The organism is Streptomyces sp. NPDC002835 (genome assembly GCF_053591995.1).
This window is the reverse complement of sequence record NZ_JBSFUW010000012.1, coordinates 126,253-138,842: the sequence shown is the minus strand read 5'-3', so window position 1 is coordinate 138,842 and position 12,590 is coordinate 126,253. Positions and strand designations below refer to the sequence as shown.

Genomic DNA, 12,590 nt, shown 5'->3' with positions numbered 1-12,590 from the left:
TGAGTGGCAAGTAGCTCGCAGTGGCGTCTGTGTTTCGTGAGCCGCGACCTTGAGTGCCCGGAGTCCGCTCCGGAGATCGTGCGGTCTTGGGGCGGGGTGGATGCCTGGCTGGACGAGGAGGGTCTGCCGGAAGGTCTGCCGTACTTGCTGTCGCCGCGGTTCGAGTACGACGTGGATCTGAACGCATACTTCCGCCAGCCGCACGTGATGGTGTCGCCGTGGAACACCAACGCCAACAGGGGGCGGGCTCTGTGCGGGTTCCTGAACTTCCTATGGTCCGCCCGGGGAGGGCGGTCGTGGCGTGATGCCCGCGAGGAAGACCATCTGGCCTACCACTCGTGGCGTCGGGAGGACGAAGCCGGCCCCGCCGTTGAGGGCGGGACGTGGAGCCAGGAGGTCAGCCACGTCAACCAGTTCTACGTCTGGGCGATGCGTCAGGGGCATGTTGCGGCCTTGCCGATTCCGCAGCGACCGCGGAGGCCCGAACCGGCGGGGGTGATGCGGCGGGGATCAGCGGTGCTGGACACGGTTCCGGCGACGTTCGCGCACGACGAGCGGGGCCAGAGGATCGAATGGCTGCCGCCGAGGTCCTACCGGCTTTGGCGGGATGTTGGGCTGCGGGGGTTCGGTCCGGACGGGCTGCTGGATTCCTCGTTCAGAGGCCGGTGGGCATCACGGAACGCGTTGTTCTCCGACACGCTGGTGCGGACGGGGATGCGGCTCTCGGAGCAAGCCCACGTCACCGTTCCGGAGATTCCGCTGCCCTCGAAGCTCCCGGGTTACCGCCGGTTCTGGCTGCCGGGCGTGATCGCTAAGTACTTCTCTGCCCGCTGGATCTATCTGCCCGGCGCGCTGGTGCGGGAGGCGGCTTTTTACATCGCGGTCGACCGGGCCGAGGTGGTGGCCGAGGCCAGGGCGGCCGGACGCTATGACCGGATTCGCCGTCCGCTGGTGATCGCCGACCTGTCCCGGCCGGATGTGGTGCACACCGTCGGTCAGGCCGGGCGGCGGCTGAAGCTGCACCAGCTCAAGGACGTCCAGCGGCGCCGCTTGATGCTGGAGACCGAAGACGGACTGGAACCGGCGATGCTCTGGCTGGGCGAGCACGGCATGCCGATGACGGCGTCGGGCTGGAAGACGGTGTTCACCACGGCCAACCAGCGCTGTTCCCGACTGGGCGTGAACCTCGCGGTCCACGCGCATCTGCTGCGGCACACCTTCGCGGTGATCACGCTGGAACAGCTCCAGCGCGGGCACATCGCCCAGCTCGGGGAGATGAACGAGGCCCAGCGGGGCCACTACGTGAGGGTGTTCGGCGATCCGCTGGACTGGGTCAGGCGCCGGCTCGGGCACAAGACGATCTTGTCGACGCTGATCTACCTGCATGCCCTTCAGGAGCTGGAGATGGAGACGCGGATGGCACTGGTCCCGGACACCTGGGAGGACGTCCGGGACGGGCCTCTGGCCGACATCGGCGATGACACCGTTCCCCCGACGGGCATGGTGGCATGAGGCGGACGGGCAGGGGCAGCACCGGACCGGGCCGACAAGCCGCGGTCCCCGAAGGGCTCTACGAGCCGGGCCCTGCGGTCGTGGCGTCCCCGGGCGGCCTGATGGTGCCGTTTCGGGGTGATGACGGCCGGGAGGGCGTCTTCGACGTCGGCCGGACGCCGCTGCCGGGCTGGCACGAGGATCTGGCCACGGCCTGGGCTGCCCGCTGCGGGCCGGCCGGCACGGTCAGGACACTGGCATCGGCTCGGACCGTCTTCCATGCGATCGAACGCGTGCTGGGTTTCCTCGCGGCTCTGCCCGATGCCCCGGCGACGGTCGACGGCTTACGGGTGGGCATGCTGGAGGACTTCCATCGGCACCGCACCGAAGGTGGGAAGGTCTGCGGAGATCTGCACGTGGTCAACCAGCTCTTGGGCACCTCACCCTTGAAAGAGAAGATCGATCCGGACGTTGCGGACTTCATCCAGCGCCGTTTTCCCCGGCAGAAGTGGGCGGGATCCGGCAGCGGCTACAGCGAGGGTGAGCTTGCTCGGCTGCTGGCCGCGATTCGGGCGGACACGGCGGCGATCCGGCGGCGGATCGAGGCGGGGGAGAGGCTGCTGGCCCAGGCGAGGGCCGGGCAGTTGCCCGAGGACCAGGCGGAACTGGGCAGGCGGCTGACCGGCATGGCCGAGACCGGCACGGTCCCCTGGCCGTCGGAGGACGGCCGGTATTTGTGGAAGACACGGGTCCGGCTGGCGGGCCATCTGTTCGTCACTCTCCAGGACTTGGCACCGCTGCTGCTGCTGATGGTCGCTCTGAGCGAGCGCAATATCGAGTCGGTCAAAGAACTGAGTACCCGCCACCGGATCCTGGAGGGCAAGGCGGTCGAGGTCGAGGTGATCAAACGCCGTCGCGGCCGGGGGAAGTGGTTCGAGACGGTCACCTGGGAGATCGGGGCCGAGGGACGCGAACTGCACACCCCGGGCGGTCTCTATCTGCTGTTGCACCGGCTGACAGTCCGGTCGCGGTTGTTCGCCGGGGGAGACCAGCTGTTGACGATCTGGGCGAACGGCAACCGCCGGGGAGTCGAGGTGGGCCCGGGCGAGCACTACGGGCCGTTCGTGAAGTCCCTGGCCCCGGGCCTGCTGAGCCTGGCGGACTGGAACAGGGGTCGGCGCCAGCCGGTCCTGGCTGATGCACCACCCGGCGCTGAGGCGCCCTTGTTGCAGGTTAGGGCTCAGCGGCTTCGCACGAGCATGGAAGCTCGGCGGACGAAGAAGATGGGCGGGCATCTGCCGTCCGCGGCCCGCTCGAACACTTTCCCGGTGCTGTTCAAGGACTACCTGCGGGGCGATATGACGATCCGCGAATGGGCGGACGACGTCATCGGTGAGGCACTGGCGGACGCCGAACGCTCTGCGCTCGACGCCCACCGGCGGGCCCTTGAAGAGGCGGGCGGCGGTCTGACCGTCATGCCCGGCCGACTCCAGGGTCCGGTGGCAGCCGGACCCTGGAGCGGATGTCGTGATCCCAAGGACCATCCGGTGACTCATCAGCCCTGCACCGCGTCGCTGCTGTCCTGCTTCTCCTGCGGGAACTGCATGGTCACCGAGGGACACCTGCCCCGGCTGCTGGGCTTGATGAAGTCGCTGATCGAGCGGCGGCAGCGGCTGAGCGAGCAGGTCTGGTGGGCCCGCTATGGGCAGGCATGGGCGGCGATTCGCCACGACATCCTGACCCGGTTCTCGCCCGAACAGGTTGCCGCCGCCCGCGAGCAGATCCCCAACGACTCGCTCTTGGATTGGGCCGAAGAGCCTTGGGAGGTCCCGTGACCGTCGCCGTCGCCGCGGCCCCGCCGCACGCGGATGCTCTGCACGAGGTCTTCGTGCTGCACGGCAGGCCCCTGCGGCCGGGCACGGAGCTGGCCGGCACCTCCCGGTTCACGGACCCGGTCTGGCTGCTGAACCCGGCCGACCATCAGCGGCACCGGCGGTCCTTGATCTTGAACTTCCCGAAGATCCCGGACCCCTACCGGCCGCTGGTGAAGGAGCTCTACTACGGCCTGTTGTCGGGCCCGCTGCCGCCGGGGGAGACCCGTCCCGGCATCGCCACCTTGCATGCCGCACTCGGCGAGGTCCACCAGTTCCTGCTCTGGCTGGTCAATGCCAAGCAAGCCCGGTCGATCGCGTCGCTGACCGGGGCGGATCTGGACGACTACCAGCGGCACCTGCTGACCCGGCCGAGGACGAGCTATTCGCAACGAGTCAAGGCACGGGCAGCGGTCCGCTACTTCTGGCGCTGGCGTCACAGCATGCGCGAGGAAGGCTGGCTGGCCTTCGACCCGGCCCACATGGACAGCTGGGGGGAGCCGGTCCGCCGCGGCCGCACCGAGAACGCTCAGTCCCGGCTTCCCGAGGAGGTGCTGGGTCCGCTGTTGGCGTGGTCGCTTTGGTTCGTCGACGAGTTCGCCGACGACATCCTCGCCGGGGACCTGCACTGGCAGCGTCGGCGTCGCAGGGAAGGCCCCAAGGCCCTGGGCACCGGGAAAGGCCCGAAGAACCTCGGCCACCGGCTCCAGAGACTCCTCGACGAGCATGTCGCGGCCGACCGACCGCTGCCCGGCACCCAGGGGAACTACTCGTTCTATGCCCTGGCCGAGGACCTCAACTGCCATCCCACCAGCCTCTACTCCTACCGGGCCCAGGTCGAGGAGGCGTTCGCCCGGGTCGGCGCTGGCGACGTCCTGACGTTCTCCAGTCCCATCACCGCCGTCCTGGACGGCCGGCCATGGATCGATGCCGTCACCCGCCGACCTGATCATCCGCACAGCATCGCGGTGCTGGGACGGCTGTTGCAGTCCGCCTGCTACATCGTGATCGCCTACCTGTCAGGCATGCGGGACAGCGAGATCAAGCACCTGCGGCGCGACAGCCTGAGCGTCGAGACCGACGACCAGGGCACCGCTTATCGATGGCGGCTGGCCAGTGTGGCGTTCAAGGGCGCCGACGACGTGGAAGGAGTCCCGGCCGTCTGGCTGGTCGGTGCACCGGTCGCCCGGGCGATCAAGGTCATGGAACGTCTCCAGCCCGCGGGGCAGGACATGCTGTTCGCCACCCTGCTGCACAGCGCGGGCAAGAAACACGCCGAGCGGGTCGCCGCGGGCGGGGTGATGGCGAACTCGACGACCAACATCAACCTCAACCAGTTCATCGGCTGGGTCAACCAGTACTGCACCGACCACGGCAGGACCGACGGCATCCCGGACGTCGACGGCCGGCCCTGGAAGCTCATGACCAGCCAGTTCCGCCGCACGCTGGCTTGGTTCATCGCCCGCCGGCCGGGTGGCACGATCGCCGGGGCCCTGCACTACAAGCACCAGAGCATCCAGATGTTCGAGGGCTACGCGGGCACCAGCGACTCCGGATTCCGGGCCGAGGTTGAAAGCGAGCAGGCCCTGGCCCGGGGCGAACACCTGCTGGCCATGGTCGACGCTCACGAACATCACCAGATGGAGGGGCCAGCCGCCGCGGAAGCGGTCCGCCGCCTGGAGACCCTGGGCCAGCGGGCCGGCTTCACCGGCCAGGTCGTTCTCGACCTGGCCCGCCTGAAACGGATCATGCGCAGGCACGATCCAGCCGTCTATCCGGGGACGTTCATCACCTGCGTCCACGACCCAGCGAAGGCCCTCTGCGAGAAGGCCCAGGTCACCGCCACCGAAGGGCTGCCCGAGCACGGAGGCTGCCAACCCCTGGCCTGCCAGAATGCCGCCCTCACCCCGGCCAACCGCAATCACTGGCAGGCCGAACTCGCTGCGATCACCGACCGCCTTGCAGCCTCACTGCCGCCCCCGCCGCTGCTGGAGACGCGCCTGCGTCACCGCGCGGACGAGATCGCCCGGTTTCTCGACCACGCCGTCCCGGAGGAACAGTGAGCCGCAGGACCGACCTGCCAAGCCCCCCACGCGTCGCCAAAGCCCTCGAAGAACTGCTGGCTGCCTGCCGCAGCAGCGGCAGGCAGCCCTCCGTCCTTGACCTAGCTCGCCGGCTTGGCCTGTCCAACACGACCTTCCGCCGCAACTACCCCGACGCCGTCCAGAAGATCGCCGCTGCCCGCGGTCTCCAGACCCAGCCGGATGGCTCCGCCAGACCCAGTCCGAACGACCGCCTCACCGCCCGCAACGCGAAACTCCGACGCACCAACCAGGAGCTGACCGCGACCCTGAAGCTTGCCGTCGCCCAGATCCACCGGCTCTCCGTCGAGAACCACCGGCTGAAGGCCGGGCTGGAATCGGCCACGGGCGTCACCCGTCTCACCGACCGCATCCCGGGCCGCCGAACACCTCGATAGTTCACCTTTGCTATGTCCCAGGGAACTCGGGCGTCTCTGACTGCCCGGCGACCTGGGGACGCTCGCCGAAGAGCTTCACGGACTCAAGGAGCTGCTGCCGAGCTTGCTCTTCTGACGACGACACAAGATCCAGGTACTGGTACTGGGCGAACGCCTTAGGCATGTCGAAGTGCTCGATGCAGACCGGGAGCAGCTGGCGCCTTCCCGCAGCTTCCGCGAACGTCCACTCATGGCGGGTCCACTCAGACGAAACATAGTTTGATGAGAGGAGGGCGATGACGCACTTAGCGTTCTTGATGTTGTTCGTCAGCACACTGTTCCAGCTCATGCCCGGCGAAAGGTCCCATACGTCGAGCCTCACAAGGATGCCGGCGTTCTTAAGCGTCCATGCGATCCATTCTGCCCAATCCCTGTCCCGGCGGGCATAGGAGATGAACACTCCGCGGGCGCCCTCGGGGTTATGGGCGGCCCACTGCCAGGCCTCGGCCGCCCCCATGTTCTTAGTCGGCGTCAGCTCCACCGGATCACTGAAGAACGGATCCGGCAGGAGGAGCTCGTTCGGGCTGACGCCCAGTGCAAGCGACAACGCGATCAAGTCGTCCGCGTCGACGCGGCGGAGCCCCTTCTCGATCTTGGACAGAGCGGCCACCGCAATGGGGCGCCCGAGCTCGCGGAGCTTCTCCGCCAGCTGTCCCTGAGTCAGCTCTTGCGCTCGGCGCAGCTCAGTCAGCCGGTCCGCGACTCGCGCACCCGTGGGTCCTAGCGCCTCAACCTTCCGCTCCATGCCTCCACTCTAGCCCACGATTCTCGATTATCGAAAAAATCTCTCGATATTGACGAACAGGGTCCCGCCTGCGAGTCTGCTAGTGAGGGGACGCGGCCGCAAGCCTGCTGAAAGGCGAACGGCCCCCGTTCGCACCGGGAGCCGTCCTCGTTCACATCCGCTTGCCAGCAGGAGGAACGTTGTGTCCACAAAAGCAGGTCCGCCCCGCGAAGGCAACGAGTCGAGTCAGTCCGAAGACCGTGACAAAGGGGTAGTTTCCCTTCGTGCTGTCGTGATCTTCGGCATCGCCGGGGTCATCGGCGTTGCACTCGGGCTCGGCGCTGGCTTCGCCGCCGCGATCCCCATCGTCAACTTCGTCGGCACCACCGCTGGCGTTCTTCTTGGAGTGACCGTCGGGCTGGGGGCGTCCGGTCTCTGGTTCCTGATGGCGGCCGAGAAGCTGAACGAGCTCATCCGCAAGTAACCAGGCGCCGATCCGCCACGGGCATGGATCACGCGGTCAATGGTCAGTGGGCAACTACATCCACAAACTGGCCGCCAACCCCTGCCCCTGTGGCCGGCACACGCTGCACGGGGCCGGCTGCGAATGCCCCGCCGCGGCCATCCGGCGCTACCAGGCCCGGCTCTCGGGGCCGCTGCTGGACCGTGTCGACCTGCGGATCGAGGTCGAGCCGGTGAGCCGGTCCGACCTCCTCGGCCAGGGCGGCCGCGGCGAGTCCACGGCGGTCGTCGCGGACCGGGTGCGGCAGGCGAGGGACCGCGCCGCGGCCCGGCTGGACGGCACGCCCTGGAGCGTCAACAGCGAGGTCCCCGGCCATGAACTGCGGACCCGCTGGGCGGTGGCCCCCGGCGCCCTGGCGGCCGCCGAGCGCGACGTGGAGCGCGGCATCCTCACGGCCCGCGGCCTCGACCGGGTGCTGCGGATCGCCTGGACCGTCGCCGACCTGGCCGGCCGGGGCCGTCCCGAACCGTGTGACGTGGCGCTGGCGCTGGAGCTGCGGACCGGCATCGCGAGAGGCGTACCGGCGGGAGTGGCCGCGGGGGCCGGAGGCGGGTCATGACGGCGCCGGCTGCCACCCAGGGGCCGCCGGACGTGCGGGAGCGGACGGCACGGGCGGCCCTGACGCGCATCCTGGAACCGGGCGACGGACACGGCGGACGGTGGCTGCGGGAGTTCGGCGCACAGGAGCTGCTGGCCCGGCTGACATCGGAGGACCGCCCGGCCGAGGCCCTGCCCGGCGTCAGCGAGCGACGGGCGCAGGGACTGCGGGCGCGTGCCGTCGGGGTGGATCCGGAGCGTGACCTGGAGGCGATCCGGGCGGCCGGCGGCCGGTTCGTGGTGCCAGGCGACACCGAGTGGCCGAGCCAGCTCGACGACCTCCGTGACGCGAGACCCGTCGGCCTGTGGATCCGGGGCCGGCCGGACCTGCGGATGTGGGCGCTGCGCTCGGTCGCCGTGGTCGGGGCGCGGGCCTGCACACCGTACGGGGCGCACATGGCGGCCGCTCTCGGCTCCGGTCTCGCGGAGCGCGGCTGGGTCGTGGTGTCGGGGGCGGCGTTCGGCGTGGACGGGTCCGCGCACCGCGGCGCGCTGGCCGCGAGGGGTGCCACGGTCGCGGTCCTCGCCTGCGGCGTCGATGTCGTCTATCCCCGAGGTCACGGCCAATTGATCGGACGCATCGTCGAACAGGGGCTCGTCATCGGGGAGTTGCCGCCGGGGGATCACCCGACGCCGAGCAGATTCGTGATGCGCAACCGCGTCATCGCCGCGCTGACGAGAGGCACCGTCGTGGTCGAGGCCGAGTACCGCAGCGGCTCGCTGGTGACCGCGCGCGGCGCCCAGCGGCTGGGCCGCTGCACGATGGGGGTGCCGGGCCCCGCCACCAGCGGTCTGTCGGCCGGCGTCCACGAACTGCTGCGCGGCGAGGGCGTGCTGGTCACCGACGCGGCCGAAGTGGTCGAACTCGTCGGCGACATGGGAGAGCTGGCCCCGCCGCGCAGCGGCCCGGTGGTCCCCAGGGACCTGCTGGACCCGGCCGGCAGACGGGTGCTCGAGGCACTGCCCGCCGGGGGCGCACTCACAGTCCGGGACGCCGCCCGTGGCGCCGGCACGACCGTGGACGAGGCCCTCGGCAAGCTGTACGAACTGCATTCACTCGGATTCGTGGAACGCGAGGGTGAGGGATGGCGGCTGACGCGCGGACCCCGCCCTGGTTCGAACGCACGGCGAGGCGGTGCTTGACCTCGGGCATTCGGGTGAAAAGGTGAAGCCGATGACCTCTGAGGGCCGGTCGACGGGACCCGAGGGGCCGGTGCGCTGGGCATCGGCCCCGGTTCGAAGGTGTGGACGAGGGCGAATACCCGAGCAGGTTCCTGTCGCCCGCCTTCGCCCACCGCGACCGTCCAGTCACGCTACGCTCACCGGATTCCGGGCCCAGGCGGCCCCGCCCCGCTCCCTTCACAGCAGAACGGCTCAAGGCAACGCATGCCCCAGCACACCTCCGGGTCTGACCGCGCGGCAGCGCCACCCGCTGCCCGTGGCGCCGTGCGGCCCGCCGCACCCTCGTCGCTCGAGGAGTTGTGGCGGTCGTACAAGGCCACGGGTGACGACCGGCTGCGGGAACAGCTGATCCTGCACTATTCACCGCTGGTCAAATACGTCGCAGGCCGGGTGAGTGTGGGCCTGCCGTCCAACGTCGAGCAGGCGGACTTCGTCTCCTCCGGGGTCTTCGGACTCATCGACGCGATCGAGAAGTTCGACATCGACCGCTCGATCAAGTTCGAGACGTACGCCATCACCCGGATCCGCGGCGCGATGATCGACGAACTGCGCGCGCTGGACTGGATCCCGCGGTCGGTGCGGCAGAAGGCGCGAGCCGTCGAGCGGGCGTACGCGACGCTCGAGGCCCAGTTGCGGCGTACTCCTTCCGAGTGCGAGGTCGCCGCGGAGATGGGCGTCGCGGTCGAGGAACTGCACGCGGTTTTCAGCCAGTTGTCGCTCGCCAATGTGGTGGCCCTGGAGGAGCTGCTGCACGGCGGCGGCGAGGGCGGCGAGCGCCTCAGCCTCATGGACACGCTCGAGGACACCGCGGCCGACAATCCGGTCGAGGTGGCGGAGGACCGCGAGCTGCGCAGGCTCCTCGCCCGGGCCATCAACACCCTGCCCGACCGTGAGAAGACCGTCGTCACGCTCTACTACTACGAGGGCCTCACGCTGGCCGAGATCGGGCATGTCCTCGGCGTCACGGAGAGCCGGGTCAGCCAGATCCACACCAAGTCGGTGCTGCAACTGCGGGCGAAGCTGGCCGACGTGGGACGGTGACCGGCCGGTGACTCTGGGATCGCCGGCCCGGCATCCGTAAAGTGGAGGCGTGCCAAGGATTCGAGCGGCCTCCGTGGCCGAGCACCGGACGATGCAGCGAAGCGCCCTGCTGGACGCCGCGCGCTCCCTCCTGTCCGAAGGCGGTACGGAGGCGCTGACCTTCCCCGCCCTCGCGGAGCGCACCGGCCTGGCGAGGTCCTCCGTCTACGAGTACTTCCGCTCGCGTGCCGCGGTCGTCGAAGAGCTCTGCGCGGTGGACTTCCCTGTCTGGGCGGCCGAGGTGGAGGCCGCCATGGGGCGGGCCGAGACGCCGGAGGGCAAGGTCGAGGCGTATGTGCGCAGCCAGCTCGAGCTGGTCGGGGACCGGCGGCACCGGGCCGTCGTCGCGATCTCGGCAAGTGAGCTGGAGGCGGGCGCCCGCGAGAAGATCCGGGCCGCGCACGGCGGTCTGATCGCGATGATCGTCGAGGCGCTCGGCGAACTGGGCCAGGAGCGGCCCCGGCTGACCGCGATGCTGCTGCAGGGCGTCGTGGACGCGGCGGTCCGCCGCATCGAGCTCGGCGCGGCCGAGGAGCCCGACGCCATCGCGGAAGCGGCGGTCGCGATGGTGCTCCGGGGGGTACGGGGCTGACCGGCGGCGTCCTGGCGGCGCCGGCGTCGGCCCTGCCGTGTCGCCCAAGGGCGTGACGCGCCGCCAGGCAGGCGAGCAGCAGCAGCCCGGCGTGCACCGCTGCACCGGCCCCGCCGCTCGCGCCGTCGGCGGTTCCGGTACGCCGAAGACCGGGAGGAGCCGGGAGGGCGGGCGGCGCAGCATCCAGGGCGGCAGCAGCGTCAGCGGGTCCAGATACGCGTCGCCGCGGCGCAGCCCCCAGTGCAGACACCCCGCGCAGTGCGAGGCCCCGGGCTCCACGACGGCGACCGTCTGGCCGGCGCGCACCTCGGCGCCCTCCTCGACCAGCGGGCGGACCGGTTCGTACGTGGTGCGCAGCGGCGGGTCACCCGTACCGGTGAGGCTGATCGACACCACGCCCCGGCCCGCCACGGATCCGGCGAAGGAGACCGTGCCCGCCGCGGCGGCCCGTACGGGGGCGCCGGCCGCCGCGGCCAGGTCCACACCGCGGTGGCCCGGCCCGTACGGCGAGCTGGGCGGCTCCCACCCGTGCACCACCACCGGCCGCGGCGCCCCGACGGGCCAGCTCCGCGCCTCGCCGTCGGCGGCCCGGGCGGTCCCCGCCGCCGCCCATGCCCCCACGGGCACCGCGGCGAGCAGCAGTGCAACGAGCAACACCGCCCGCGCCCCCGCTGTCACGCCCACACAAAACGTACGCTTCATGGACGGAACCGTCCCGCAGGCCGCGCCCCGCCCGCTGATCATGGTCCGGTTCTGTGGACAACGGTCCCGTTGTGGACAGCGCCGTCACCCGGTAGGTCGGCGGTCCCGTACACTTCTTCTGGCGATCCGGGTCACCGGGTCGACTTCGCACGCCCCGCCACCACGCTTTCACCAGGTCTGGTGGCCGCGCTCCTCGGTCCCTTGTGGCACGGCGCGTCGGGGCGTCAGGACATAACCGAGAAAAACAAGGAGATACGGCCATGGCCGTCGTCACGATGCGGGAGCTGCTGGAAAGCGGCGTCCACTTCGGTCACCAGACCCGTCGTTGGAACCCGAAGATGAAGCGATTCATCTTCACGGAGCGCAACGGCATCTACATCATCGACCTGCTCCAGTCGCTGTCGTACATCGACCGCGCCTACGAGTTCGTCAAGGAGACCGTCGCCCACGGCGGCTCCATCATGTTCGTCGGCACCAAGAAGCAGGCCCAGGAGGCCATCGCCGAGCAGGCGACGCGCGTCGGGATGCCGTACGTCAACCAGCGCTGGCTGGGCGGCATGCTCACCAACTTCTCCACCGTCTACAAGCGTCTGCAGCGCCTCAAGGAGCTCGAGCAGATCGACTTCGAGGATGTGGCCGCCTCCGGCCTCACCAAGAAGGAGCTCCTGGTCCTCTCGCGCGAGAAGGCCAAGCTGGAGAAGACCCTTGGTGGTATCCGCGAGATGCAGAAGGTGCCGAGCGCCGTCTGGATCGTCGACACCAAGAAGGAGCACATCGCCGTCGGTGAGGCGCGCAAGCTCCACATCCCGGTCGTCGCGATCCTCGACACCAACTGCGACCCGGACGAGGTCGACTACAAGATCCCGGGCAACGACGACGCGATCCGCTCCGTCACCCTGCTCACCCGCGTGATCGCCGACGCCGTCGCCGAGGGCCTCATCGCCCGTTCCGGCGCCGCCACCGGCGACTCCAAGCCGGGCGAGAAGGCCGCCGGCGAGCCCCTCGCCGAGTGGGAGCGTGACCTCCTCGAGGGCGAGAAGAAGACCGAAGGCGACGAGGCCGCCACCGAGGGCGAGTCCGCCGAGGCGCCGGCCGCCGAGGCTCCCGCCGCCGCTGAGGCCCCGGTCGCCGAGGCGCCCACCGCTGAGGCTCCCGCTGCCGAGGCCCCGGCCGCCGAGGCCGAGAAGCCGGCCGCGGACGCCGAGCAGGCCTGACCTCACCGGTTCGGTAGTTGACGGCGGGGGCGGTGCCAGCAGGCACCGGCCCCGCCGCTCACCCGTAGATCTTCGACTTTCGACCTTCGAGAGAGA

General features: G+C 70.0%; 10 protein-coding genes and 2 pseudogenes. 10 read left to right on the top strand and 2 right to left on the bottom strand.

All coding sequences use genetic code 11. From position 1 onward, the window contains the following. The first annotated feature begins 36 nt into the window (after window positions 1-36). From ACWD01_RS15955 to ACWD01_RS15940, 4 genes are all read left to right on the top strand, one after another. Entirely contained in the window at window positions 37-1,512 is a 1,476-nt protein-coding gene (locus ACWD01_RS15955) for a tyrosine-type recombinase/integrase (protein WP_451162124.1), read from the top strand. A gap of 80 nt (window positions 1,513-1,592) precedes the next feature. Beyond that, complete coding sequence (locus ACWD01_RS15950; protein ID WP_451162122.1) at window positions 1,593-3,326, top strand: hypothetical protein; 1,734 nt, start codon at window positions 1,593-1,595, stop codon at window positions 3,324-3,326. After that, a complete protein-coding gene (locus ACWD01_RS15945; protein WP_451162120.1) occupies window positions 3,323-5,425 on the top strand; it encodes a hypothetical protein in 2,103 nt (700 codons plus the stop codon). Before ACWD01_RS15950 ends, ACWD01_RS15945 begins: the two co-directional genes overlap by 4 nt. Further along, entirely contained in the window at window positions 5,422-5,841 is a 420-nt protein-coding gene (locus ACWD01_RS15940; protein ID WP_451162118.1) for a hypothetical protein, read from the top strand. The genes ACWD01_RS15945 and ACWD01_RS15940 overlap by 4 nt, the downstream gene beginning before the upstream one ends. A gap of 10 nt (window positions 5,842-5,851) precedes the next feature. Here ACWD01_RS15940 and ACWD01_RS15935 read toward each other — a convergent pair whose 3' ends face one another. Continuing rightward, window positions 5,852-6,625, bottom strand: a complete 774-nt coding sequence (locus ACWD01_RS15935) for a TIR domain-containing protein (RefSeq protein WP_451162117.1) — start codon at window positions 6,623-6,625, stop codon at window positions 5,852-5,854. A gap of 271 nt (window positions 6,626-6,896) precedes the next feature. Between ACWD01_RS15935 and ACWD01_RS15930 the strand changes: the two genes are divergently transcribed. The 5 genes and pseudogenes from ACWD01_RS15930 to ACWD01_RS15910 all read left to right on the top strand — a co-directional run bounded on the left by ACWD01_RS15930 (window position 6,897) and on the right by ACWD01_RS15910 (window position 10,578). Further along, window positions 6,897-7,088: a hypothetical protein gene (locus ACWD01_RS15930; RefSeq protein ID WP_451162115.1), complete on the top strand. Its 192-nt coding sequence runs from the start codon at window positions 6,897-6,899 to the stop codon at window positions 7,086-7,088. 55 nt (window positions 7,089-7,143) lie between these two features. Next, window positions 7,144-7,686, top strand: a pseudogene (locus ACWD01_RS15925) (magnesium chelatase subunit ChlI family protein); the annotation flags it as partial. Next, complete coding sequence (gene dprA / locus ACWD01_RS15920; protein WP_451162113.1) at window positions 7,683-8,867, top strand: DNA-processing protein DprA; 1,185 nt, start codon at window positions 7,683-7,685, stop codon at window positions 8,865-8,867. The pseudogene ACWD01_RS15925 and the gene dprA, both read left to right, overlap by 4 nt. Window positions 8,868-9,110: 243 nt before the next feature. After that, window positions 9,111-9,947 (top strand): RNA polymerase sigma factor WhiG, encoded by an 837-nt coding sequence (gene whiG, locus ACWD01_RS15915; RefSeq protein ID WP_264247510.1) that lies wholly within the window; start codon window positions 9,111-9,113, stop codon window positions 9,945-9,947. Window positions 9,948-10,020: 73 nt separating this feature from the next. Continuing rightward, a complete protein-coding gene (locus ACWD01_RS15910; RefSeq protein ID WP_356895784.1) occupies window positions 10,021-10,578 on the top strand; it encodes a TetR/AcrR family transcriptional regulator in 558 nt (185 codons plus the stop codon). 129 nt (window positions 10,579-10,707) lie between these two features. Here ACWD01_RS15910 and ACWD01_RS15905 read toward each other — a convergent pair. Then, window positions 10,708-11,280, bottom strand: a pseudogene (locus tag ACWD01_RS15905) (peptidoglycan DD-metalloendopeptidase family protein); the annotation flags it as partial. A gap of 260 nt (window positions 11,281-11,540) precedes the next feature. Between ACWD01_RS15905 and rpsB the strand changes: the two are divergent. Then, the gene (rpsB, locus tag ACWD01_RS15900; protein ID WP_451162111.1) at window positions 11,541-12,494 is read left to right on the top strand and encodes a 30S ribosomal protein S2; all 954 of its coding nucleotides are present in this window, start codon (window positions 11,541-11,543) and stop codon (window positions 12,492-12,494) included. The last annotated feature ends 96 nt before the right edge of the window (window positions 12,495-12,590 follow it).

Excerpts from the sequence above, each read along its gene's own strand:
- ACWD01_RS15935 (WP_451162117.1), bottom strand. The coding sequence starts at position 6,625 with ATGGAGCGGAAGGTTGAGGCGCTAGGACCCACGGGTGCGCGAGTCGCG.
- dprA (WP_451162113.1), top strand. The coding sequence starts at position 7,683 with ATGACGGCGCCGGCTGCCACCCAGGGGCCGCCGGACGTGCGGGAGCGG.
- whiG (WP_264247510.1), top strand. The coding sequence starts at position 9,111 with ATGCCCCAGCACACCTCCGGGTCTGACCGCGCGGCAGCGCCACCCGCT.
- rpsB (WP_451162111.1), top strand. The coding sequence starts at position 11,541 with ATGGCCGTCGTCACGATGCGGGAGCTGCTGGAAAGCGGCGTCCACTTC.